Raw genomic sequence first — 25,783 nt, 5'->3', positions numbered from 1 at the left:
TTCGATTACTTCAAGTATAACAGAGAGAAATCGTTTTTTCATCAACTTTAGACCAAGGAGGTCCCATTCATGCAAAATACGCAACACTCTCGCAGCTATCTGATCGTCAATGAGGTCCTAAATGCGGTCACTCACGGTATTGGCTGCGGCTTGAGCATTGCCGGACTGGTGGTTTTGTTAGTCAAAGGCGCCCGCTTGGGTTCACCTATTCACGTCGTTTCTTACGCCGTTTATGGTTCCATGATGATCTTGCTCTTTTTGTTCTCAACCTTGTTCCACAGTTTGATTTTCACCAAAGCAAAAAAAGTCTTTCAGGTCTTTGACCATGATTCCATCTTTCTACTAATCGCCGGCAGCTACACCCCCTATTGCCTACTAAGCGTCAGAGGGTGGCTAGGTTGGGCTCTGTTTGGTGCCATCTGGGCCATGGCCATCGGCGGCATCGTTTATAAATCCCTGACCCTTCACAAAAAAGAAACGGTCTCAAAAATTTCTACCGCTATCTACATCGTCATGGGCTGGCTTTGCCTGGTTGCTGGACCAAGTCTCTACCATTCTTTAGGGACTGTCGGCTTTTGGCTTTTGGTTGCTGGTGGCGTATCCTACACAGTGGGTGCTTTCGTGTATAGTTTCAAACAGATTCCTTTCAATCACGTCATTTGGCATCTGTTTGTCATGCTAGGCGCCGGCCTAATGTACTTTTCTATCCTGCTTTACACTTGATTTCTTTCTATCAAAAAGGCTTGCCGGAGACATTTTCAATCTGTTTCCGGCAAGTCTTTATTTTCTAGCCCATTTTTCAAAACGGTGGGGGTAGAGATTTTTTTCATCGACGTGACCTTCTTTTTGACTTATCAGCTCATAGTCACCAAAGTCAAAGGGTGGAAAATAAGCATCGCCGGCAAACTTTCCTTCAATGACCGTTCGCAACAGCTGATCGTAGTAAGGTTCAAACAGCTGATAAATCTGAGCGCCGCCGGCAATAAAAACCGGCTCTTCCATTTGCTCAGCTAACTGCCTTACTTCATCTGCTGTATGCATAACCAGAACGTCAGGATGGGGGACTTGATAGGTCTGATCGTGGGTCAATAAAATGGTTTGTCGCCCAGGAAGTGGACGGCTCCCCATCCCCTCAAAAGTTTTGCGGCCCATCACAAGTGTGTTTCCCAGCGTTTGTTGCTTGAAAAACTGTAAGTCTGCTGGTAGACGCCAAGGCAGATGCCCCTGTCTGCCAATCAATCCATCTTCAGCTTGTGCCCAAATAGCAATCAACAATGCAGTTTTCCTCCTTCAAAAAGCTCCTTTGTTACTGCTTTTTCAAACAGCGATGGGGGCTTTGATCCCAGGATAAGGATCGTAGCCTTCCAGTTCGATATCTTCCATCTCAAAATCAAAGACTGATTGTTTTTCTTGATTCAAGACCAGCTTTGGAAGTGGACGTGGCGTCCGGGTCAGCTGCTCCTGCATTTGTTCGACGTGGTTATTATAAAGATGGGCATCCCCCAAAGTGTGAATAAATTCGCCAATTTCAAGTCCGCATTCGTGAGCAATCAGATGGGTCAACAGCGCATAGCTGGCAATATTGAAGGGTACACCCAAAAAGACATCACCGCTGCGTTGAAACAACTGACAGGAAAGTTTGCCATCATTGACATAAAACTGAAACATCGTATGACAAGGCGGCAGTGCCATTGACGGGATATCTTCTGGATTCCAAGCTGAGACAATCAGACGACGAGAATCTGGTGTTTTTTTTATCATTTCAATGACGTCCTTAATCTGGTCAATAAAGCCTCCATCTTTTTTCTCCCAGTGGCGCCACTGATAGCCGTAAATATGGCCAAGATCTCCATATTTTTCAGCAAACTCAGCGTCTTCCAAAATCAAACGGCAAAATTTCTCGGACTCTTCTTGATACTGCGCATTAAACACCGGATCTGTTAAAGAACGATGACCAAAATTAGTCATATCCGGCCCCTTATAATCGGAACTCTTGACATACCGTTCAAAGGCCCATTCATCCCAAATATGGTTGTTGTGTTGCAACAAGTAGCGGATATTGGTATCCCCTTTTAAAAACCACAACAGTTCACTTTTAATCAAGCCGAAAGGAACTCGTTTAGTCGTCAGTAGCGGAAAGCCCTGAGACAGATCAAAACGCATTTGATACCCGAAAATACTTCTCGTTCCCGTGCCGGTACGATCCCCTTTTTGATGCCCTTCTGCTAAGAGTTTTGCTCCCAGATCCAGATATGCCTGTTCCATTTTGCCACATCCTGTTCAGTAGTTTATTGGTTCGCAACAGCAGATTGATCCGTCTCTACAGCGCTTGACCGATCAATTTGTTGTCACTTGTAAAGCCTATATTGTTTGATACATCATACCTCAATCGATAAATTCACTCAAATATTCCCACCGGGCCATTTTTTCTTCTAGATGCAGCTCCGTCTCAGCCAAGCGTTTTTGCAGCTCCTGCAATTTGGTGAAATCTGATCCTTGACCATTCATCGCTTCAGTAAGGACAGCAGTTTCTTCTTCCAAAGCAGCAATGTCGTCTTCGATTGTTTCCCACTCTTTTTGCTCCATATAGCTGAGCTTTTTCTTTTCTTTTGATGTGACTTCTATAGCGGGTTCTGATATTTCTTCTGCTTCTTTCGTTTCATTGCCACTAGCTGCTTTTTGTTCATCATTTTTTTCGAGATATTCTGTGATTGAACCAAAGTAGCGTTGGATTTGACCGTCACCTTTGAAAATCAGAAGTTTTTCAGCCACTTTATCCAAAAAGTAACGGTCATGGGACACCGTGATCACTGCGCCGGGAAAGCTTTGAAGATAATCTTCCAGTACAGTCAACGTCGCGATGTCCAAATCATTTGTCGGTTCGTCCAACAGCAAGACATTTGGTTGGGAAATCAGCAATTTCAGCAAAAACAAGCGGCGTTTTTCACCACCGGATAGTTTTGCAATCAACGTGCCATGGGTATTGCGGGGAAACAAGAAACGCTCCAATAATTCTGCCACAGAGATACTGGTTCCATCGCTCTGGCGCGCTTCTTCAGCTACTTCCTGTAAATAAGCAATCACCCGTTTGTCTTCAGCCAACGCTTCATTTGTTTGTGTATAATAAGCGATTCTCACCGTTTCTCCAACGATTAGCAGCCCTTTATCCAGCGGTAAACGTTCAGCTAAGATATTCAGCAAGGTGGATTTGCCGGCACCGTTCTCCCCAGTGATCCCCAAGCGTTCCCGTGACTGTATCAAAAGATCGAAGTCCCTTAAGATGACCTTTTCGTTAAAGGCGTAGCTGCCATCTTTGATTTCAAGGACTTGTTTGCCCAAGCGCTTATTTGAAAGCTCAATAGCTACTTGACCATCGCTTTTCACCTGATTCAAGTTTTCTTTTAGATCCTCAAAACGGTTAATACGGGCTTGCTGTTTGGTCGTACGGGCTTTCGCTCCTGCCCGCATCCAGGCCAATTCTTGCTTGTACAGCTGATGACGTTTTTCTTCTTGCTGAACCGCCTGGCGCTCTCGCTCGGCTTTGGCTAGGACATATTCTTCGTAGTTGCCCTTGTACTCAATCAAATCTCCATGAGAGAGTTCAAAAATCCGATTCGTGACGCGATCCAAAAAATAACGATCATGGGTCACCATCAACAGTGCGCCACGGTATTGCCGCAAATAGCTCTCCAGCCATAAAATTGCCTGATAGTCCAAGTGGTTGGTGGGCTCATCTAGCAACAGCAAGTCTGGTTCTTGGATCAAGACTTGAGCCATTCCCACTCGTTTTTTTTGCCCACCGGATAATTCACTGATTTTTTGATCCATTTGGGTGATTCCCAACTTTTGAAGAATTGTTTTGGCATTGGTATCCACCAACCAGGCATCTTGTTCGTTCATCGCCTCTTCTGCCTTGGTGTAGCGTTTTTGAACCTCTGGATTGCCACCTTCTTGCGCCAGATCAACCAACGCTTGTTCATAGCGGCGCACAGTTTGAATCATCGGGGCCTCGCCTTGAAAGACAGTTTCTAAGACAGTCAAGGTTTCATCAAAATCATTTTCCTGCATCAAATAGCCAATCTGATAGTCACTGGGCTTTTGGATATGCTCCAAATCCCCGTCACCTTTATCTTTACCGGATAAAATGCCTAAAAGACTGGATTTACCAGTTCCATTGACACCAATCAGTCCGATGCGATCCTTTTCGTGGATCAAAAATGAGATTTGCCGAAAAAGTGTCTTCTCACCATAAGTTTTGGTCAAACAGGAAACTTTAAGTTCCTTCATTCCGATCCCTCCTAAATATATTTGAATTGCCAGATCGTCCTACTGGAATACTACTGCTATTTGTGGGCAGAAATCTTTCAAACGCTCTTTTTACCAGCGGTTACTTCTAGGCATCACTTGGCTTATTGTAACACAAGAGTACCGGTTGAAACAGCGCCGGTTTTCCAGCTTTAGCTAGTATTTTTCCATAGAAAAACTGCCCTTTCCGTCAGTTAATTGAGGAAAAGACAGTTTTACAAAGCTTCTTAAAAAGTTGGCGCTCATTCACTAAGCAATTATTGCCCCGCCATGAATGTGTCATAGTAGGCATCCATGATTTCTTTAGCGATATCCGAATTGATATGCTGATCTTCACCGGAAAGAAACGGCAGGACAACACTGATGGCAACTTGCGGGTTTTCCACCGGGCCATAAGCAACGATATTACTGTTGATGGTCGTCACGCCATAAGCGCTGGTTTCCGCCGTCCCGGTCTTAGCCGCCAAATCCATTTTAGCTGATTTTAATTTAGTCCCGGTTGTAAAGGCATCATTGCCGTGAACCGCATCATAAAAACCGCCTTGAATAATCGCCATCTGATCTGGTGTCAGATCTACTGTACCTGTAACAGTGGGTTCGATTTTTTTAACCAGTGAACCTAAATTGCCTTCTGCATCATTGCCGTAAATCCCGCTGACAACGTGCGGCTGAATCTTTTTCCCGCCGTTTGCAATGGTGGAAACGTATTGTGCCAGTTGCATCGGCGTATAGGTATCAAACTGACCAAAGGAAATATCCAGAATCTTCCCCCCGTCTTCCACCGGATCAAGACTGCGTACCGGCGTTTGAATCCCGCTGGCTTCATTAGGCAAATCGATACCTGTTTTGGCTCCCAACCCAAATTCTGCCATAGCATTACGCAACTCGTTATATAGTGGGCCCTGCTTGTTGACACTCATGATTTCCATATCTTTGGAATAATTAAGCCCCATCATTTTCAAGACCACTTGTACCATATATGAGTTGGAGGAGATTTCCAACGCTTTACGTGCGTCGAGATCACGATTGGCCTCACCTTGTTTATTATAGATAGATGCCTTTACCGGTGTTCCCTTGATATAAAGGGGTTGGTCATACATTGTTTCATTGCCGTTCAACGCACCGCTTTGCCAACCCGCTGCCAGTGTCCCCGCCTTTACAACGGATCCCGGTACAAATGAAGAAGTAATCGTACCCAATGCGTGTTCCTGCAAATCTTTTGAATCTTTTTCATGGGCATAACCCACCATCGCCAATACGCCGCCAGTATTAGGATCCATTGCAACGGCATAGACTCCCGGTGAGACCGCCGCTTTCCCATTATCAATCAGAATTTGATAATTACGCTTGACGATTTCTTCAACTTTTTTCTGAAAGTCACTGTTGATAGTCAAAATCAGATTGTCGCCTTTTTCGCCGTCAAACACCTGTTTTTGAGAAGAAATATTTCCATTTCGATCCAAGGTGATCTCTGATTGGGACTTGGTTCCTTGAAGCACATCCTCGTATTGTTTTTCCAAATAGCTGGTGCCTACCCGGTCATTTCGTGCATAACCTTTTGCCAAATAAGCCTCCGCGTCCTCTTTTTGCAGCCCAGTGGTAGAGACTGTTCCTAAAATACTGCGAATCGAGCCGTTTTCTTCAGTGTATTTTCGAGACCAGTCTGTACCTGTCGAGATACCTGGCAAGTCTGCCGAACGTTCTGCCACGACGGCCAACTCTTCATCAGTGACATCGCGGTTTTTGATATATACCGTGTTCAAAGCTGTGGCGCTATTCATCGTTGTAAAAATTGCAGTTGCTTGTAATGTTTTGTCATCAAACTGGATTTCATCGTCTTTGACTTTGGCAACCACTAAATTGTATTCTTTGCTGCTGTCCTTAGCAATTTCCGCTTTGTCGTCTTTAGACAGACGTTTATAGGCCTTTTGGAAATTGTCTTCATCGGCTAGCCAAAAATCGATTTTGTCCCGTTTACCTAACTTCTCATCTTTTAGCTTATCAGGGATTGGCAGATCAATCAGCTCATTTAACTTTTCTGCCAAAGACCGTAGATCTGCACCGGTCATTTTATTGCCCCGGGTAAATGTAATCGCAGGGTCTGCTTGATTTTCTACGAGGGGTTTGCCGGTGGCATCGTAAATAACACCACGGGGGCTAGAACCAGAAACTTTTACAACAGAAAATTCCTTTAGCTGCTTAGTGATGTTCTCACCGTTAACAATCTGTAAATACCCCAATTGGACAATCAGTGCAATAAACAATCCGAAAATAATAAAAAATAAAAAGTTCAATCGAAATGGGATATGGGATCGTCGCCCGCCACCACTGGGTTTGGGCTCCTTCTGTTTACCTTTTTTTTGCCAAAATTTTGCATTCTTGTTTTCCATATGCCAAATCCTTCCAGACAGTTGTTTGTACCGTACTATTCTACCAAAAAACCACCTTTGCCGCAGTAAAAATGGTGAACTAAAGAAATCCTTTAAGCTTTAGCCAAAATTGTTTCACACATTACATGAGAATTCTAATAACAACATACGCCATTCCTGATTCAACCGTCTTTTTAAAATATATTTCTTTAATCTGGCGTGAAACACAAAAGACAAAAGGTAAAAATGTGGAAAACTTTCTGTGGAGAACCCACCTAGAAAAAGCGGTTGGTCTTTTGCTGCGCTTCGTTAATTCTTATAACGGTCTGAAAAAATGCAGGTTTTTAAGGTAATAAAAAAAGGATGGTGCTCTCTCTATATCAAAATCCTTGAGAGAGCACCGTCCTTTTTCGATAGTCTGACTAATATTCGGTTGCGGGTTCTTGGTAGCCAGAATCGTACTCTTGATTAGAATCGTACTGATTATCGGTACCGTCGTAATTTTCTTCGTAGGTCTCATCATAAGCTTCTTGATACCCATCGTTCGTTTGATCTTCGCCAGTGCCATTGGCCTGTATCGTTTCATTGTAATCGTGCACGCCGGCATCCATGGTTCCATCTGAATCATTGTAAAAACGATAATCCGCATAACCTTCTGTGTATTGATCTTGTTGCGGCAGTGTTTCACTGGTAGCGATGCCCAGTTGTTCTTTCAGCGTATTTTGTGTTTCCAAAAGGCTCGCTGCGCTTAAAAATTGGTAGTAAATACCATTATAAAGTTCGCCTTCACCTTGCAATTGCAACGGATCGATTGAGCTGAGGGCAGGATGATAGTGATTGGCGATATCCAGCATGTCATCCCAGGTCAAATCGGTCTTGGTATTCTTTTCTACCGCATTCAAAATCTTTTGATAATTGGTAACACTGTCTAAAGAAAGAACTTTTTGCACAATCTTTTCGATAACTTCTCGTTGTCGTTTCTGACGTCCGATATCCCCTTCAGGATCTCCCATACCGGTATCTGGATCATACTTACGGTAACGAGCATAAGACAAGCCCATCGTTCCATCCAAGTGATAGTCCGTATCTGCTTGTAATTCAACACCGTCCAGCTCAAAGTGATACTGGTTGTGCACGTCGATACCACCAACGGCATCAATCAGGTCACTCATCCCCTGCATATTGATTGTTACATAATGATCGATTGGAATATCCAGCAGGTTTTCCACTGAATCCATAGCCATCTCTACACCACCAAAGGCATAGGCATGATTCAATTTGTCCATCGTGTCATGACCAATGATTTTTGTATAAATATCCCGGTCCAAACTAACAATCGTCGACTTTTTCTTTTGGGGATTGACAGTTACCACCATCATCGTATCTGAGCGTCCTTGCTCAGTCCGTCCCAATGCGCCGGTATCAACCCCCAGCAGTAAAACCGAGAAGGGTTCTTGATTGTCGATATTTACGACTGTTTCCCGTTTTGTCGTCTTCCGATCGATCTTTTCAACGATATTATCGAAGGCGGAATTGGCATCGAAGTATACTTTCAAGCCATAAGTAGTTGCTGCTGCCACCATGACTGTGATCACACCCACGATGCCGACGATGACTTTTTGCCATGTACGCATAGGACACCTCATCTTTAACTTTGTGATTTTTTTCAGTATAACGTATAAATTCTGCCACAACCCCCGACAATCAGCAACGGCAGAAAATGTTTATCACACAACTTTAACAGTTTTGCAACACCTTTGAAACACTACGAAACATCTGAAATCAAATTTTGTATAAAAATTCCTTTGATAGGCCTCATCTAACCTGTTGCTTTTTAAGTAAAGGATTTTGATTTTAGAACAAAAAAAGAGGCGACACGCGGTCTCCTCTTCGCTGGCTTGTCGGTACTGACAACTGCAGTGATTATAATTTAGTCACTTCAGCAGCTTGTGGTCCCCGTTCGCCTTCAACAATCGTGAATTCAACGTCTTGACCTTCTTCAAGGGATTTGAAGCCGTCTCCTTGGATTGCTGAGAAGTGTACGAATACATCGTCGCCACCGTCAGTCGTAATGAAACCAAACCCTTTTTCGTTGTTAAACCATTTCACTTTTCCGTGTTCCATGTTTTGTGTAGCCTCCAAAAAATTAGTGACCGATTTTCACCGGTAAATCAATTATAGCGAATCTTGGAAGCGATGACAAATCATTTTTCCAAAATGTAATCCTTCATAACGAAGCCTGATCCGATAGCAACAATCTGTTCTCTCATGACTGAGAATCCCCGATGTTGGTAGATATCTATTGCTCGCTGATTGTCTTGATTGACCTTCAATTGCTGCTTGCAACCTAAGGAGTTCGCTAATTTTTCGTACCAATCGAAAATGTCTCGCATATAGCCTTTTCCACGATAATCCTGACGTATATAAAGCTTACTAATGAACAAAATTTCGTCATCCTTCAGCTCATAAGCTGTGTAGCCTACCGTTTCATTTGCTGCACAAAGAGCAAAATAATGGGCACCTTCCCTAATTTCTGCCAAAATGACTGGTACTGACTGATAGTGTTCCATCATATAGTCCACTTGCGCCTTGCCAATCATAGGCGTAAATACTTCCCGCCAGATTTCTTCAATTACCGGAAACAGGGCTTCGACTTCGGCCTGATTTTTTATCGCTACCTTATTTAACATAGTTATCCACTCCACAAAAAAGATGAAGAAAAACTAACGTTCTTCTCCACCTTATTGTAAACTACTTATTTTGCATTTTCAAAATGTTCGTTGACTTTGTCCCAATTCACAACATTCCAGAATGCCGCAATATAATCCGGACGAACATTTTTATATTTCAAATAGTAGGCATGTTCCCAAACATCTAGACCTAAGATTGGTGTTTTCCCATCCATCAAAGGAGAATCTTGATTTGGTGTCGATGTGATTGCCAATTTGCCGTCATCCACGATCACCCAAGCCCAACCAGAACCGAAACGGCCGGCTGCTGCAGCTTTAAAAGCTTCTTTCATTTCGTCAAAGCTACCAAATGCGTCATCGATAGCAGCCTTCACTGCACCCGTCGGTTCACCACCGGCATTTGGTGCCATGATTTCCCAGAAAAAGCTGTGGTTGGCATGTCCGCCACCATTGTTGCGAACAGCTGTCCGAATGTCTTCGGGAATCCCTGCCATATCGGAAATCAATTCTTCAACAGACTTTTCACCTAATTCAGGATGTTTTTCAATGGCCGCATTCAAATTTGTAACGTAAGTGTTGTGATGTTTGTCGTGATGCAGGTGCATCGTTTCCACATCGATGTATGGTTCCAATGCATCGTAAGCGTAAGGCAGATCTGGTAAAGTGTAAGTCATAATGGGTCCCTCCGTTATTTGTAATTAATCAATAGCACATGTAAACACTATCAAATAAACCGCAGTTGTTCAAAAGATATGCCTAGCCTGGTGGCGGCTTGACCAAAATAAGCAGCTTCCACTTTCTTTGCTGAAAATCCAAGTAATATTTTTTCTCCCATTAATAATCGCTTCTGCAAAAAATGTGTCCCTCTGTTTTGCCAGGGCCCGAGGATGTCCTTGTGTTTCCCATGATTCTCCGCTAGAATTGTACATATCGCCGACGGTTATCGTTAGCAACAATCGTTTTTAAAGGAGTTTTCATCATGACAGTTCGTGAATTATTTCTTGCGTCCTTTTATCGTTTTAAAGATTTGAAAAATGCCCGCTTGCTAGGTTTTGGCAAAGTCGTCTTATACTTGTTGGCATTAAGCCTGTTTTTGGCTATTCCCATAACAACAAACGTCTTGCAAGTTTTCAATGATGTCCGGGCAGATGGACAAAAAATCGCTCAGAAAATCCCGGATTTTACGATCCAAAATGGGGTACTGACCCCTACAGAAAAAACAGAAGGCTTTATTTACCAGACGAACTCCATCATTTTTACTTTTGATCCAGAGGGAAAACGCAGCACTACTGATATTTCCGGAGATATGATGGGGAACTTTTTAAGTGTTGGCTTGTTGCCAGATGAACTTGTCGTGGCACTTCCTTCTTCGGGACTGACCAATCAAATTTTAGGCAGCAACTTATTAGAGATTCCCTACGACCAAGGACTCACCAGCCTTGATGGGGCCCATATTCGCACCTATCTCGCTGAAAACAGTGTTCCTTGGTGGATGATTTTGATCACTTTACTCGTCTCTGTCTACCCTTCGTTTATCAATCTAGTGATGACGATTTTGATTGCCTGTATTGGTGCTTCACTGATGGCGGCTTTCAAGGGGATTCAAGTCACTTTCTTTGAAAACCTGAAGATTTTGATTTTTTGTGGAACCTTGCCAGTGATCCTCTCTGCTTTAATCGGTGTCTTCACATTAGACTTTGACACCTCTCTGTTCATTATCTTGGCCACCTTATTCATCTACAGTCAAGCCAGTAAGGGACTGCCTCGGCGTCAATCTCAAGTTTAATCGTCGACAAGAAAAGACATTTTACTCCCAAGCGGAGAAAATGTCTTTTTTTTCAGCTTCTGCTACACTGACAGTGACGTCAGTTAGATACCTTTTGACTGGCAAACAGAAAAAGGAGTGAAGGACATGTCAAAGATCATCCTTTCCAGCCGTGAGTTTAAAGAAGAGTGGCTTGCTGAAATAGCCAAAAAAGCACCCGAATACCACTTTACAACAACAACTGAAAAGTTGGACTGGTCATCAGTAACACTTACGATTGGCTGGTCCAAAGAATGGGAAGAACACTTGCTTTCCGCAGACAGCACTCTAAAATGGGTTCAATCCATTTCAGCCGGCGTAGACACACTGCCCCTGGCTAAATTTCGCGAAAAAAATGTCCTTTTGTCAAACTCCAGTGGCATCCATGCACAAGCGATTGCTGAACATGTGCTGGCAGCGATTTTGATGACCACTCGCGGCTTCACGCAAACAGTAAAAAATCAATCGCTGGAACGTTGGTCTGCCCAAGCTATTCACTTTCGTTACCTGACTGAACAAGAGATTTTAATATTAGGAACTGGACATATCGGTCAAAAATTGGCTGAGTTATTGCAAGCACTTGGCGCAGCTCCGGTTGGAATTAATACTTCCGGTCACCCTGTCGCCGGCTTTTCAAAGACTTACAGCTTAGATCAGCTAGAAGAAGTGAGCCAAAAAGCTGATTTTGTAATTAACATCCTACCATTAACACCCGAAACCACACATCTTTATGATAGCGACTTTTTTGAAACCATGAATCCTACCGGGACCTTTATCAATGTTGGTCGTGGCGCCAGTGTCGATACTTCGGCTTTGGTAGCTGCGCTGAAAAATGGGCAGATCCAACAAGCTCTTTTGGATGTCTTTGAAGAAGAGCCACTACCTCAGGGTCACCCATTGTGGCAGTTGGAAAACTGCATTATCACGCCACATATTTCCGGCGTGACCCCACATTTTCAAAAAGCCTTTATGGAGATCTTTTTGAATAATCTTTCCTGTTTTGTAACGACTGGTGAATTGGCTCAAAACCAAGTCTCACTCACTGAGGGGTATTGATTTATTTACAATAAAAAACGTCACCGGCTTTCTGGTGCTCATGAAAGCCGGTGACACTTTTTTAATTTTAGATTGTTTTTCTTTCTTCTATGTCTTTTTCAGTTTCTTTTATTAGATAGATGGGACGGCGTTTGGTCTCCAAAAAGATTTTTCCGATGTATTTCCCAATGATACCGATACATAACAATTGCATCCCGCTGACAAAAAGCAGAATCGAAACTAGCGATGGCCAACCGGCAGTGGGATCGCCAAAGAGTAATGCACGAATAACAATGAATAGCAGCGCAACAACGGATCCGATACAAGCAATCCCACCGATAATTGAGGCTATATTCAACGGTGCCTCCGAAAAATTAACGATGCCGTCAATCGAGTATTTAAAAAGACTCCAAAAAGACCAAGATGTTTCCCCCGCTGCCCGCTCCCGATTTTCATAGGAAAGGTATTTCGTCTTAAAGCCTACCCAACTAAAAATACCTTTTGAAAAGCGATTGTACTCTGTCAGTTCCAAAATGGCATCGACCATTTGGCGTGTCATCATCCGAAAATCACGAGCGCCATCAACCATCTCCGTCTGTCCAATGCGATTGACCAAACGGTAAAAAGTCTTTGCAAAAAAGCTGCGGATTTTGGGCTCTCCTTCACGATCTGTTCGACGCGTCCCAATACAGTCGTATTCTCCTTGACGAATTAGGTGAACCATGTCCGGCAAGAGCTCTGGTGGATCCTGCAAATCGGCATCCATCACCGTCACAAGCTCCCCTTGTGCCGACTTCAATCCAGCGTAAAGAGCCGCCTCCTTGCCAAAATTTCGAGAAAAGGACAAAAAGCGGACTTTCTCAGGATACTTCTGATACAGTGACTTAATCACCGTCAAGGTCTTATCCGTTGATCCATCGTTGATAAAAATGTATTCCAACGGCTCTTGCATCGTCTCATTGACTTGCTCAACAGCAGCAACAAATAAGGGCAGCGTAGCCTCTTCGTTGTAGCAGGGTACGATAATCGATAACATAAACTCACACCATCCTCTGATATTTTAATTATAACACAGGTCAAAACGTACGGACCCTACAGCGCAACACAGTTCTCTGTGGTGACTACTAAATTCCCGTTGAAAAGTTGGCTGAGCCATCTTTGAACTTTGCACCGCAAAGAACTGGCTTTTGTCTGGAATTTGCTTTCCACTGGATGGATCACTCTATTTATAATTATTCGCTTGTATTAAGCTCTGTTAGCAAGTTGCACCTACTTGTTACCTAATGCCTCCTAAAAAAAGCGACCACCGCAAAGTACGGCCGCCGCTGTTCTCTCTTTTTACCAATTATTTCCATCGATTGAAATTGTTTTGCCAAAGTTGCTGGTTTTCACGTTATTGCTATGACAGCCTCTATTATATCAGCAAGAAAATAGGCTGCAGTGCTTCAGTTATTTTGCTTCGGAAAACTCATATTTTGGCTCATTCAGCTTCTCGTCATAAGCCACGATTAGATCATAGCCTTTAAAGAACCATTCGTCCGCTTCATCTGCAAAAAATAAAATTCCCTCTTCCGTCGTCTCTGCAATGGGTTTTTCCGGAGTATCCACGTTCATGCCAATAGAAAATCCGTCATGAACATCCGTTTTTCCATATACTTTCCCGAAGAATCGCACACCTTGCCCTTTAGGAATCTCCAACTCACTTTTGAACCAAGCCAACGCTTCTGGTTTGATAGTTATTTTCATTTATCACACACTCCCTAATCATTCATTTTATTATCTAAAACATCCACATCATCAGTTTCACCAATTACTAGCAGATTGTCGTTTTGTTGAACAATCTCATCAGCTGTCGGAGATACGACGACTTTCCCGTTTACGCGGCGAATCCCCACAACAGTCAATCCGAACCGTTGTCTAAAATTTAATTCCAGCAGTGTTTTGTTGAAAAACTTAGGATTGGAGACTCGGATCTCCGCCAACGAATAGTCATCTGACAGCTCGACATAATCCAAAATATTCTTAGAGACCAGATTATGAGCGATTCGAATACCCATGTCCCGCTCCGGATGGACCACCCGATCTGCACCGATTTTTTCTAGTACTCGCGCATGGTATTCGTTTTGCGCTTTTGCCAAGACGTTGGGCACGCCCATTTCTTTGACCATTAATGTCACCAGAATAGATGCCTGAATATCTTCACCAATTGCAACGATTACATGATCGAAATTTCTGATTCCCAACGACTTTAACGTCATCTCATCTTGCGCGTTGCCCACCACTGCGTGTGTAGCGATATTCATGTATTCATTGACCCGGTCTTCGTTGCTGTCAATGGCCAAAACCTCCTGGCCAGACTCGATGAGGGTACGACAAATACTACCTCCAAAACGTCCCAAACCGATGATTGCATAGTTTTGTTTCATAGTGAACTCCTTTTGGTTTCTTGTCAAAATAGCGGATTCTCTTATAGGGACCGCTTATTCTCAACATGCGTTTAAAACGCTGCTCTCTGTCTGCTTTAGTATAACAAAGACCTCGTCAAAAAACTAATGACGAGGTCTTTTTACTATTTTATCATGCCATGTTTAAAGGCATAGATTGCTGCTTGGGTCCGATCTTCGACTTCCAACTTGGATAAGATATTGGAAACATGGGTTTTGACTGTCTTCAAAGTGATAAACAATTCGTCTGCGATTTCTTGGTTGCTCTTGCCTTGTGCGATTAACATCAAAATCTCCAACTCACGATTGGTGAGATCATCATGCAAAATTTGGTAACGCCCCGTCATCTTGTCCATCATTTTGGAGGTCACTTCCGGTTCTAATACCCGTTCTCCCCGTTGTGTCGCACGAATCGCATCTGCAATTTCGTGGGCAGTGGAAGTCTTCAAAAGATAGCCGGCAGCCCCTGCCTCAATTGCCGGATAGACTTTTTCATCGTCAATAAAGCTAGTCACAATTAAAATCTTAGCTTCTGGCCAATCTCGCAAAATCAGCTTGGTTGATTCGATGCCGTCCATCTCTTCCATTACCAAATCCATCAAAATCACGTCCGGACGTAAAGCCAATGCCTTCTCATAGCCGATTCGACCATTTTCAGCTTCTCCAACAACCTCGATATCATCCTGAATGGAGAGATAAGACGACACTCCCAACCTGACCATCTCATGGTCATCAACAAGCAATACACGAATCATCGTGAACCCCCTCCTCTTTCAATGCGGCTCACGCCGACTCATTCTTTACTGTTTTCACTGGTCAAGCTTACCAATGGTACTTTGATTTCAATACTGGTTCCCTGACCTTTAAAGCTGATGATCTTGACCGTACCACCGATACCTGCGATCCGTTCTCGGATATTCATCAAGCCGTAGCTGCCGGCCTTTTGCTGTGAAGTATCAAAGCCGACGCCATCATCAATGATTCGCAGCAAAACATTTTGCTCAATCTTATGGAGATAGACCTCCAATTCTTGTGCTTTGGCATGCCGCAATGTATTAGACAACAGCTCCTGTACGACACGAAAGAGCTGGTCTTCAATTCCTGTAGGCAAAGAGACATCTTCAACATCCCATTTAAGATCAATCTTAATTTTGGATTGAAGTTCTTTTAATAATTGCTCGATCCCTTGACGTAAGCTTTTTCCTTCCAAACTTATTGGTCGCAAGTGCAAAAGCAACGCCCGCATTTCCGATTGAGAAGCATTGATGATATCTGTGACCATCTCCAATTGTTTTTGCTGCGCTTCTGGTACGTGGTCTTTTTTGGCTTTCTCGTTGATTGCCGATAGCATCATCATAGCTGCAAACAATTGTTGCGAAACCGAATCGTGAAGTTCCCGGGCAAGACGATGCCGCTCGATTTCCAGTATTTCTTCTTTGGTTTGTCCTGCCACCAATTGTGGTCGGCTGTTCAGCTGCTGCAATTCAGCAGAAATTTCCTGCATTTTTTTGGCAATCTCCTGAATATCCTTATCAATTGCAGCAATGTAATGATTTTCTTTCGAATGGGGTATGGCTTCAGTCACTAACGGGTTTTCATAATTACCAGCTGCCATAATGCGGAGCTTTTCTTCAATCTCTCCATAAAGACTTTTCCGGAAAACTGAAATCAGAAAATAGGCCAATAAACCCAACCCGACAGAAATCACCATGATGTAGATAATCATAGGAATAAAGAAAATTTGACTTTCAAACAATACTTGCCACCAACGATGGATATTATTAGCATGTAAAAAGGAAAACAGTACAAGGATCATCGTCAAAAAAGCCGTAATTCCTACATAAAAAGCGACCATTCCCTTCGAGACCTTCGCGATCATACTCGGATCACCTCGACATCTCCAAACAAGGTATTGGTGATCAATTTAATTCGTCGCTGATTGTCATCATAATCATCACTGTATACTTTAAGGGCCTCATTGCGAAGCGTTGTCCGCTCACCTTCAAAAACCAGATCACCAGCAAAAGTAGCATGTTCCACTACAATTCCAACACCAAGTGGCACTAAGATTCTCGTTCGTCCGAATCCTTTACGAACAATCACTACGTTGTCTCGTTTCGGTAAAATCGTATTGCCTAAGTCAATAATGGTGTCGCCGGAAATCATGTTCAAGTTGATATCGTCCCATTCATAAACTTGATTTCCGATGCGTTCGTTACCAAACAAGGGTTGCTTCACTTTCGTCCCAGAATGAGTGGTCGGTTTTTCACCGTCTACCATCACCATTTGTTTTTTCTTCCAAAAAGCATTTTGTGAAGGATCGATTCCAGAAACCTCCACACCTTTCAGACCGACAAATAAGATACCAAACGCAAGCATCAACCATAGTGCCGGACTGGATACCAAGCTGATAAAGATGCAGACTCCACCGACTACATACCAAAAACTGCTTTTTTTTCGGCTGCGTTTTAAGCCAAAAGAAATACATAACACACCGCAGATCAATAAGATCAAAAGCTGCGGACTACTGATAATCTGCCAGACAGCAAACAACAGTAATAAAGCCTCTACGATAAAGAAGAAGCGCCACGGACTTTTCATAAAGGCCACCTCCATTGAATTGATAATAAAACGATGAAACCGTCCTCACAATAGCGATTTTGAACGACGCATCAGATCTTCCTAAGACTATCATACCCTGAAAGATTCCAAAACGTATCCGTCTTAAGCATGAGTTCTACAAGATTTTAATAAGCATCTGCTTACTCGTTTAGCAGGTGTGTCAGAAAGGTGTGAGAAAACAACGAAATATCCGAACGCCTTAGCTGAAGAAAAAAGCGATTTTTCTATGTAGGCTCATTCTTTAGCCCTTGAGAAAAACAATCCGCTCACAGCATATGTCGTTCGGATACTATTTTTGATTTACTATTCAAAACCCCTCGAAATTTCCGAATTAGTTTTGTTCAACTTTTGTGATTTTCACTTGCATATCGCCGCCAGGAGTCGCGATTGCTACTTGGTCTCCCACAACTTTACCGATTAGCGCTTGTGCGATGGGTGAATCATTTGAGATTTTACCGGAAAACGGATCAGACTCGGCACTGCCTACAATCGTATATTTTTCTTCATCGCCATCTGGTAATTCAATGAAGGTTACTGTCTTACCAATGGACACTTCATCAGAATCAACACCATCATTATCAATAATCTGTGCGAAACGAATCATGTTTTCCAAAGTTGTGATTCGCCCTTCGACAAAAGCTTGTTCATCTTTAGCAGATTCATATTCCGAGTTTTCAGATAGATCGCCAAACCCGCGGGCGATTTTAATCCGTTCAATAATTTCGCCACGTTTGACGGTCTTTAATTCTTCCAATTCCTGCTCTAGCTTTTCTTTTCCTTCAGCTGTCATGGGATAAACTTTTTCTACCATAATCTCATATCTCCTTCAACAATTATCAGTGAGCTGAACTTGAGGGACGGACTCTGATTTTCAAGAGTTCGGCGCCTATCGTCCGCTCCACTGTTTCTTTCGATAGTATAACAAAAGGCAATCTTTCCGTGTTCCCCGAACGGTTCATCACCGCCAGATGCTGAGTATATCAGCAAATGAAAGTGTTTTCTAGCTCTATCGGGGAATAACACTGAAAAGATTACCATGCTTTGTTCAAAATGTAAATCTCTTTCAATACTTTTATTGATTAGCTTCGCTATCTTCCGAGTTGGTATTGTTGACGTATTGCTCTACCAACGCGTTATGTTCTTCAAAGGTACGGGCATAGTAAACCTGTCCTGTCTTAATATCAGCGACAAAATAATAGTAATCATTTTGCTGTGGATTCAATACTGCTTTAATCGATTGCTCACTTGGATTGTCAAATGGCCCTGGTCCGTATCCGTGATTCACATAAAGGTTATAAGGAGAATCAACCTGAGTATCAGCAATCGTCACTAATTCCTTGTGCTCACCCAAAGCATACAAGATTGAGATATCTGACTGCAACGGCATGTCGCTGGCCAGACGATTGAAGAAAACTTGTGCGATCTTGCGGCGATCGTTTTCGTTATTTCCTTCTTTTTCCACCAAGGAAGCCAGCGTCAATACTTCTTGAACATTTAATTGCTTGTCCTTGATGGTTTGATAATACTGACTCATTACACTGTTGGTTTTTTCCACCATCTGGGTAACAAAGTCTTTCAGATCAGTCCCATTGTAATAATCATAGGTAGCTGGGAACAAATAGCCCTCCAAACGATAACGAACCCCTTCAGCCTTCGCAGCAGAGTCCAGCAATTCCGGATATTTTTTATGCAGCTCATTAAAGAAGTCTTCATCTTTCATCAAATCAATGAAATCCTGCTTCTTGAGCTTCAGGTTTTTCTCTACCGCATCCCCAATCTGATCGATAGTGTAGCCCTCAGGTATGGTCAACTTCAGGTCAGCTGTTCCGGTACCGGTCCCCCCCATCAGTTCTTTGCTGATTTCATCCAATGTCATATTGGGAGAAAAACTGTATTTACCCGCTTGAAAACCGGTCAAATTATTAAACTTCGTGTAATAGTTAAATACCATACCACTTTTGATGATCTTCTCATTCTCTAAAATCTCACCAATCGCCTTATTTGAGGAGCCTCGAGGAATCTCCACAGTGACTTTCTCTGTTTTAGCAGAATTCAGCGGCTTTAAGCCTGCAGAAATATAGCGATAGACTGAAAATCCTAGAATACCGCCAACAAATAGTAAGAGAATCACAACAATAGTCACAATTTTATTTACGACTCGATTTTCCTTTTCCCTAGAGGATTTTCGCAAATATTCTTCCTGCTTCTTTCCTGAAAGTTCTTTTTTAGCTGAGGTATTCGCTTTTTTAGAGCTGCTTGCGCCCTTTTTCGACCCAGCAGTTTGTTTCACAGCGGGACTTTCCTTTTTAGCTGCCCCATTTTTAACTTTACTGTCAGTCGCCTTTTTGCCATCGGCTGGCTTGGTTTTCTTACCACTAGTCTGACTGCGACGGGAGCCCACAGCCTCTTGAGGGCCTTGCATTCTTTTCTGAGAAGCTGATGATTCAGTTCTTTTATCGGGTGAAACTCCCGCTGTTTCCCCGGTATTATTGAGGGAATTCAGAATTTTATCCTTGAAGGATTCCTCTTCCGGATGTTGTTTAGACAAAACAACTCCTCCTAACTTCGTATACTGGCTTGTACCATTATACACGAAAGTCAGGAGGAGTAAAAGAATGATTTGTAATTGTAAAATGATGCAAGCCCAGTCATTGCATTCCACATAGCGCGTCGCCACAATTTCTTGCTTGTTATGGCAAAATACGGGACTGTCCTTTGGTTTCTTTCACTACAACACTTTTTATCCAGAAGTTTTACTAGATATCAATTAAGGCTACCAAAATGTTCCAAAGAGCTTCTGCTTTTTTTATACCATTGATAGAGGTGATGTCCGCCTTTTTTCCAGCTACTTTATTGATTCAAATTAGACTTTTTTGACACCACTGCTTTCAATATATCCGAGCCATTGTTTTTTGCTGTTGTATACAGAATAGTAGGTTTTACCGTTATAATGTTCGTATTTACCAGTGACTGAGAGCTTTTGATTTTTGAAAGCTGAGGCTTTGTTTTTGACTGTTTTGGTGAAGTCACCGCCGTACAGATTTTTGGTTCCATTTAAAGTAACCGTTATTTTATAACTACTCCAGGCACCACCGGGATTCGTCCCTTGTTTTCCACCATTGGCATTGATGTAGCCAACCCATTTCCCTTTGTTGTCATAAAGTGTCAGATACGTACTGCCATTTAAGTGCTTGTATTGTCCTTTTGCCAAGTAAGTTTTTCCCAATAACTCAGAGGCATTTTTTCGTAGTTTCCAATCAAAATTACTCCAAATCTTATGATTCTTCCCCGTAATGGTAAAATATTTTCCCAGTTTTACATAGGGCCCTTGGTCGCCAGCAACTTTGACACCAGCTTCTTCCACATAGCCTAACCAGGTGTTGTTCTCATAGACAGAGTAATAAGTTTTACCATTAAAGTGTTCATACTTGCCGGTGGCTAACAGTGTCTTTCCCTTATATACTGAGCCTTTGTTTTTGATAGTTTTAGTAAAATCGCCGGCATACAAATGCTTACTACCAGTGACAGTCAGATACTTTTTATAGCTACTCCAACTTCCTCCAGCACTAGTCGTCAACTTCCCACCAGAAACATTGATATAACCTACCCACTTATCCTGATTATCGTACAAGGTCAGATAGGTACTGCCATTTAAGTGCTTGTATTGTCCTTTTGCCAAGTAAGTTTTTCCAAGGTGGCTCTTTGCATCACTGCGCTTTGTCCAATTGAAATTTGACCAAATTGTATGATTTTTCCCAGTTATCGTAAAGTATTTTCCAAGCGCAAGATACGGGCCTTGATCACCAGCTAGAGTGACACCACTCTTTTCGACGTATCCCAGCCAAGTCTTGCTATCGGCTGTGTACACTGAATAATAGGTTTTACCATTGAAATGCTCATACTTACCAGTGACCAACAATTGCTTGTTTTTGTAGGATGACGCTTTATTCTTGATTTTAGAAGTAAAGTCGCTGTACAGATCCTTTGTCTGATTCAAGGTGACATATTTTTTATAGCTTGCCCATTTACCACCGGGGCCGTCAGTTAAGGTGCCAAAAGCTGCGTTCACATAACCAATCCATTTGTCTTTGTTGTCATATAAACTAAGATAGGTGCCCCCATTGACGTGTTTATACATTCCCTTGGCATAATAGGTCTTGTTAAGATGGTTATCGGTTCGATCTTTTTGCGCCCATTTAAAACTACTCCAGATGGCATTATTTTTGGCAGTTATTGTGAAATATTTACCCAAACTGATGTATGGTCCCTGTTCACCATAGGGCAAAGTGATTGTTTTACTATAATCTGAAGACATATCAAAAGGAAAGTTTTTTCCGGGAATATACACTTGGGAGGTCCATTGCCAAGCGCCGTACTGAGTATTCCGCTGTTCTTTTACAGTCGGAATTGGGTATTCAGCAATCCAGCATTTATTATAGCCCAACTTAGCAGGATCCAATTTTCCTGCTCGTACCCACCATTGACCAATGTAATGCTGACTGTTGTTATAGCCCAGTTTTTTCAGTGCATCTGCAAAATAAATCGAGTTCTGTGTATGATTGATATTTTTGGCATAAAGTTGTGGGTCTTCAATATCATTGAACATGATGGCATTGTTGCCCAATTTCAATTCATCGGCATACTTCGCAAAATATTCGGCTTCCTTTTCAGCGGTACTTTTGGAAGTAAACCAGCTGTAATGGTATCCGTGGACCACCAATCCAGCCGCTTTGGCATTATTAATCTGACTTTTAGCATAGGGATTACGATAGGTCGTGTACTCTGTCAACTTAACGATAACCGCTTTGACGCCGTATTTTTTTAGCGTCTTATATTGATCCACACTGATTTCGCCATTATGAGAGGAAACGTCGACAAAATCCATTGTTGGTGTGTCTTTGTCAGAATCCGCATAAATATTTTCCAACCGAGCAGCCGCGGCAGCAGCGATTTGTTCCTGTGGTTCAACAGTCAATGCCGCAGCCCGAGCTTTAGGTCTGGGAGTGTCCGAATCAATGGGTGATTCTGCTAGATCAGAACGATCTTTTAGATATGGAAAAACATCATTTAAAATTTCCATTTCTGCTATCGCTTTTTCCACTGCCGCTTGGGAAAGATCCTCGTTGGCTTGTTCTGCATCTGCCAAACTACCGTCTGATTCATCCGTTTCAGCGGGAATGTTCTCCTCTGAAGAGTTTTGCGTCACTTCAGTAGCAGATGTTAACGAGCTTTCACTTGCGGAGATTTCTGAACTGTTTTCAGAAGACACCTCTTTTTCAGATTCTTCTGATGAAAAGCTGTCTTCTACCGCTGAAGTACTCGTCACATCATTGGTGACAGGACTGCCGCTTAATGGCAATTCTTCTGTTACCGTTGGCGACTGAGTTTTTGCCGTTGTTTCAGCCAAGCCCGTAATCGGTCCCACCGAGCTTAGAATCACTGTTGATACCAACACTATGATTTTCTTGATTTTTTTCATGATTCAACCTCACTTTTTTCAATCTTCGCTTTTATTATACCGAACTTCGACATTTTATAAAAAGCATAATTCCTGTTATATTTTTATAAATAATGATCATTTTCTAATCATATGCTTTTAGAAATAAAAAAGAGAGAATTTTCACCCTAAATAGTATAAAACTGCCACATACTTATTAAATAGTTTCGCTAAAACAAATGAATTTTTTCTAAAAATGCATTTCTACATATCAGTCGTCAAAATCACAGCTGAAATGCTATAATTCTTATGAGGAAATAAAGATAAAAAGGAGAATACTATGAAAAAGTTGTCTTGGAAAAAAATCACCACTTTGTCGGCGACGATCTTATTGCTGTCAACAGCAATCCCGTTGCCCGCTGCGGCAATCAGTGATGAGGATTCGTTAACTGACCTCACAAACTCTCAAAGTACCACACTTTTCAACGGAACTGGTTATTCCGCTGAAACTAACGGCGATATTGAACAGGATACCGACGAGTCGCTACCTGCATCAAATACGCAAACAGACGGAACGAATTCCGGCAGTCAAAGCAGCACCGAAACAAACAATGAACTCTCTGGCTCCAGTGAAGTTCCCACTGATGAAAGTTTGCCATCTGATTCTGGACTTCCTAATGAAACTAATCCTAGCAACACTGACAAGTCCAATGAAAGTGAAACTGACGGGTCATCACAAACGCTTCCAAACGAGCAAGGTTCAAAAAATACGTCTGCGTCTTCTGACGAGTCACTAATTGGCCAGCAAAGCGTGGAACAGACCGTCGCTTCTGAGTACAAGTACTTTACTGTCACTACCCAAAAACCAGTTGTCTATCAAAATGAAAACTTGGATCTACCTTTTGAGAACTCCGCTGATCTTTACCAAAAGACTTTCAATATTCTCGGTCAACTCACCTCTTCAGCTGGTGCCAGATACTACCGACTACAAGTTGGTGATATTGTCGTCTTCATTCGTGATGAAGACGGGAAAACCACTAACTTTCCAGCCGGTAGTGAGCTGGGTGCTTCTGGCTACGCTACCGTTACTACAAAAGGTATTGCCGTCTGGAAAAATATTGAGCTGAACGCAAAAGCTAGTACAACAACAGATATTTTCCAACGAACTTTTAAGGTCACCGGCAAACTAAGTCATGTGGACGGAACCGTGTATTACAAGCTCTCCGGTCAAGGATTTGTCAGTCAAAACGCCTTGCAAACAACAAACGAAGCCCAAGGAGCACGCTTAACCTTTAATAAATATGTCTCAATTTCAAGTCAGAATTATTCGGTTTGGAAAAATTTCAAGTGGCAAGAGCTGACTCCTTCAAAAAAAATCTATCAACAAACGCTATATGCCAAATATAAATATGCCCACTCCAACGGCGCAATCTATTACGAACTCTATCGCCCAAATGGTTCTTTTGCTGGTATCATCAACTCGAGTGCGACCAAATCAGCGAATAATCAGGGGGGAATTTGGTACAAAGAAAATCTTTATGCCAATAAAAAAGGAGGCACCTACACCCTCTGGCAAGATCTGAATTTTTCCAAAAAAAGAGGCTCCAGCACTTCCTTTGCTAAAAAAACAGTCAAAATCAGCGGGAAATATTACCATTATAATGGTAGCACTTACTACTCTTTGTATGACAATAAAGGAAACTGGTTAGGCTATATCAATGCCAGTGGCGTCAGCACTTCAAAAAATAAACAAGGAACCTATCAAAACTTCAACAAGTATGTCACCATTACCAATAAAAATTATGCTACCTGGTCGAGTTTTGCCTTTAAAGGGAAAGCAAAAAAACCGGCTACTTATCAATGGACCTACAAGGCAAAAGGCGTCTATTACCATTATAATGGCAGTAGCTATTACAGTCTGTATGATAAAAACAACAAATGGGTGGGCTATATCAATACAACGTCCTCCTCTGTTGCACAAAATGGCGGTGGTACTTGGCAAAAAGAAAACTTGCAGCGAAAAATTGTCAAAAAGAATTATACGATTTGGCAAGACCTTGCTTTCAAAACCAAACGCAGCAACACGAATAATCACTATGGCAAGCAGTATACTGTAAAAGGAAAATATCGCCATTTTAATGGCTCCTTGTACTACTCGTTGTATTCTGGCAACAAGTGGATTGGGTATGTCAACGCCACTGCTACCGGCTCACCTTTCACGATTTACTCTACAAAAACAATCAGTCGCTACCAGGTTATCAACAATAAGAGTGGTAATTTTTACAGCAAAGCCGATCCAAGCAGTAGTAAAAAAGCAGCTAAATCTAACTACTACAAATACATGGTTCGGGCCATCAAAGAAGCCAGCACCAGTGATGGCACTTACTATCTTGTTGAATTGGCCGGCTCAGGCACGGATTTAGGTTGGATCAAAGCAAACCAAACCTACAGTGTACAAGACAGCTTCTACATGTATCAAACTGGGGGGCCTTTTCCTTCCTTGAATGTCAAAAATCTGAATATCAAAGTTTCGATTAGCAAGCAGCGAATTTACATTCGTTCTGGTTCTAGCACAATTTACACCATGATGTGCTCCACTGGCTTACCGGGTACACCTACACCCCTTGGCAATTTCAAGATTCAAGCAGAACGCGGCCCTTGGTTCTGGGGTGCAAATGGCGGCGCGGCCTATTACCGTTCATTCCACGGACATGGTATTTATCTTTTCCATTCCGTAACGATTACTGGGCCTGGTCGCGTCGGTTCCTACTATCATCCAGAGGCGATGAAATTAGGGAAACGCGCCTCTCACGGCTGTATCCGCATGGCCGTTCCCGATTCGATTTGGTTTTACAATAATATCCCTAACAATACCCCAGTCAGCATCGTCAACTAATCATTACCCTCAAAAAAAGCGCCTGCCAATGATGAAAATCAATTGGTCAGGCGCTTTTTGGCTCTTCGTCAAATAGTGTTGGTGAGTTCAAATTGAATGAGTGAATGAGCTCAGGCAGGAAAAAATTCTTGCCTGAGCGCTTTTTTATTTTTCGCTCTTTCTTAAACAAAAATCAGTCCTT

General features: G+C 42.4%; 21 protein-coding genes. 4 read left to right on the top strand and 17 right to left on the bottom strand.

All coding sequences use genetic code 11. The annotated features are described in order from the left end of the window. Positions 1-69: 69 nt before the first annotated feature. Positions 70-723 carry a PAQR family membrane homeostasis protein TrhA gene (gene trhA, locus ACOMA8_RS11400; RefSeq protein WP_161899594.1) on the top strand — a complete coding sequence of 218 codons (654 nt, stop codon included), beginning with the start codon at positions 70-72 and terminating at the stop codon, positions 721-723. 57 nt (positions 724-780) lie between these two features. On the opposite strand, the gene ACOMA8_RS11395 is transcribed toward trhA, so the two are convergent. The 8 genes from ACOMA8_RS11395 to ACOMA8_RS11360 all read right to left on the bottom strand — a co-directional run bounded on the left by ACOMA8_RS11395 (position 781) and on the right by ACOMA8_RS11360 (position 10,038). Then, entirely contained in the window at positions 781-1,275 is a 495-nt protein-coding gene (locus ACOMA8_RS11395) for a dihydrofolate reductase (RefSeq protein ID WP_421370868.1), read from the bottom strand. Positions 1,276-1,317: 42 nt separating this feature from the next. Further along, positions 1,318-2,265, bottom strand: a complete 948-nt coding sequence (locus ACOMA8_RS11390) for a thymidylate synthase (protein WP_421370867.1) — start codon at positions 2,263-2,265, stop codon at positions 1,318-1,320. Between the two features lie 120 nt (positions 2,266-2,385). Beyond that, a complete protein-coding gene (locus ACOMA8_RS11385; RefSeq protein WP_421370865.1) occupies positions 2,386-4,287 on the bottom strand; it encodes an ABC-F family ATP-binding cassette domain-containing protein in 1,902 nt (633 codons plus the stop codon). A gap of 275 nt (positions 4,288-4,562) precedes the next feature. Continuing rightward, positions 4,563-6,695, bottom strand: a complete 2,133-nt coding sequence (locus ACOMA8_RS11380; protein ID WP_421370863.1) for a penicillin-binding transpeptidase domain-containing protein — start codon at positions 6,693-6,695, stop codon at positions 4,563-4,565. A 401-nt stretch (positions 6,696-7,096) separates the two neighbouring features. Next, the gene (locus tag ACOMA8_RS11375; protein WP_161899589.1) at positions 7,097-8,308 is read right to left on the bottom strand and encodes an LCP family glycopolymer transferase; all 1,212 of its coding nucleotides are present in this window, start codon (positions 8,306-8,308) and stop codon (positions 7,097-7,099) included. A gap of 289 nt (positions 8,309-8,597) precedes the next feature. Then, positions 8,598-8,798, bottom strand: a complete 201-nt coding sequence (locus ACOMA8_RS11370; RefSeq protein WP_010753946.1) for a cold-shock protein — start codon at positions 8,796-8,798, stop codon at positions 8,598-8,600. Positions 8,799-8,878: 80 nt separating this feature from the next. Beyond that, complete coding sequence (locus ACOMA8_RS11365) at positions 8,879-9,364, bottom strand: GNAT family N-acetyltransferase (RefSeq protein WP_421370859.1); 486 nt, start codon at positions 9,362-9,364, stop codon at positions 8,879-8,881. A gap of 65 nt (positions 9,365-9,429) precedes the next feature. Then, on the bottom strand, positions 9,430-10,038 hold the full coding sequence (locus tag ACOMA8_RS11360; RefSeq protein ID WP_421370856.1) for a superoxide dismutase: 609 nt from the start codon (positions 10,036-10,038) through the stop codon (positions 9,430-9,432). 305 nt (positions 10,039-10,343) lie between these two features. On the opposite strand from ACOMA8_RS11360, the gene ACOMA8_RS11355 reads away from it, so the two are divergent. Next, on the top strand, positions 10,344-11,150 hold the full coding sequence (locus ACOMA8_RS11355; protein WP_421370854.1) for a DUF1189 domain-containing protein: 807 nt from the start codon (positions 10,344-10,346) through the stop codon (positions 11,148-11,150). Positions 11,151-11,276: 126 nt separating this feature from the next. Further along, on the top strand, positions 11,277-12,224 hold the full coding sequence (locus tag ACOMA8_RS11350) for a phosphoglycerate dehydrogenase (RefSeq protein WP_421370851.1): 948 nt from the start codon (positions 11,277-11,279) through the stop codon (positions 12,222-12,224). Positions 12,225-12,291: 67 nt separating this feature from the next. Here ACOMA8_RS11350 and ACOMA8_RS11345 read toward each other — a convergent pair whose 3' ends face one another. The 9 genes from ACOMA8_RS11345 to ACOMA8_RS11305 form a co-directional block, all read right to left on the bottom strand. Then, positions 12,292-13,239, bottom strand: coding sequence for a glycosyltransferase family 2 protein (locus ACOMA8_RS11345; RefSeq protein WP_421370849.1), 948 nt, complete (start codon positions 13,237-13,239; stop codon positions 12,292-12,294). 413 nt (positions 13,240-13,652) lie between these two features. Next, a complete protein-coding gene (locus tag ACOMA8_RS11340; protein WP_161899583.1) occupies positions 13,653-13,949 on the bottom strand; it encodes a HesB/YadR/YfhF family protein in 297 nt (98 codons plus the stop codon). A 14-nt stretch (positions 13,950-13,963) separates the two neighbouring features. Beyond that, complete coding sequence (locus ACOMA8_RS11335) at positions 13,964-14,629, bottom strand: potassium channel family protein (RefSeq protein ID WP_161899582.1); 666 nt, start codon at positions 14,627-14,629, stop codon at positions 13,964-13,966. A 143-nt stretch (positions 14,630-14,772) separates the two neighbouring features. Further along, positions 14,773-15,402 (bottom strand): response regulator transcription factor, encoded by a 630-nt coding sequence (locus ACOMA8_RS11330; protein WP_161899581.1) that lies wholly within the window; start codon positions 15,400-15,402, stop codon positions 14,773-14,775. A gap of 38 nt (positions 15,403-15,440) precedes the next feature. Next, positions 15,441-16,526 (bottom strand): sensor histidine kinase, encoded by a 1,086-nt coding sequence (locus ACOMA8_RS11325; RefSeq protein WP_421370846.1) that lies wholly within the window; start codon positions 16,524-16,526, stop codon positions 15,441-15,443. Next, positions 16,523-17,248, bottom strand: coding sequence for a cell wall-active antibiotics response protein LiaF (gene liaF, locus ACOMA8_RS11320; RefSeq protein ID WP_161899579.1), 726 nt, complete (start codon positions 17,246-17,248; stop codon positions 16,523-16,525). The genes ACOMA8_RS11325 and liaF overlap by 4 nt, the downstream gene beginning before the upstream one ends. A gap of 352 nt (positions 17,249-17,600) precedes the next feature. Next, positions 17,601-18,080 (bottom strand): transcription elongation factor GreA, encoded by a 480-nt coding sequence (greA, locus tag ACOMA8_RS11315; protein WP_161899578.1) that lies wholly within the window; start codon positions 18,078-18,080, stop codon positions 17,601-17,603. Positions 18,081-18,341: 261 nt separating this feature from the next. Next, positions 18,342-19,817, bottom strand: a complete 1,476-nt coding sequence (gene mltG, locus ACOMA8_RS11310; RefSeq protein WP_421370844.1) for an endolytic transglycosylase MltG — start codon at positions 19,815-19,817, stop codon at positions 18,342-18,344. A gap of 315 nt (positions 19,818-20,132) precedes the next feature. Next, a complete protein-coding gene (locus tag ACOMA8_RS11305) occupies positions 20,133-22,748 on the bottom strand; it encodes a GH25 family lysozyme (protein ID WP_421370842.1) in 2,616 nt (871 codons plus the stop codon). Between the two features lie 298 nt (positions 22,749-23,046). Between ACOMA8_RS11305 and ACOMA8_RS11300 the strand changes: the two genes are divergently transcribed. Then, positions 23,047-25,602 (top strand): L,D-transpeptidase family protein, encoded by a 2,556-nt coding sequence (locus ACOMA8_RS11300; RefSeq protein WP_421370840.1) that lies wholly within the window; start codon positions 23,047-23,049, stop codon positions 25,600-25,602. Positions 25,603-25,783: the final 181 nt, after the last annotated feature.

This window comes from Enterococcus infantis, from assembly GCF_049166715.1.
GTDB classification, from domain to species: domain Bacteria; phylum Bacillota; class Bacilli; order Lactobacillales; family Enterococcaceae; genus Enterococcus_C; species Enterococcus_C leclercqii.
The sequence above is the reverse complement of the archived record's forward strand: the minus strand, read 5'-3'. Positions and strand labels throughout refer to the sequence as shown.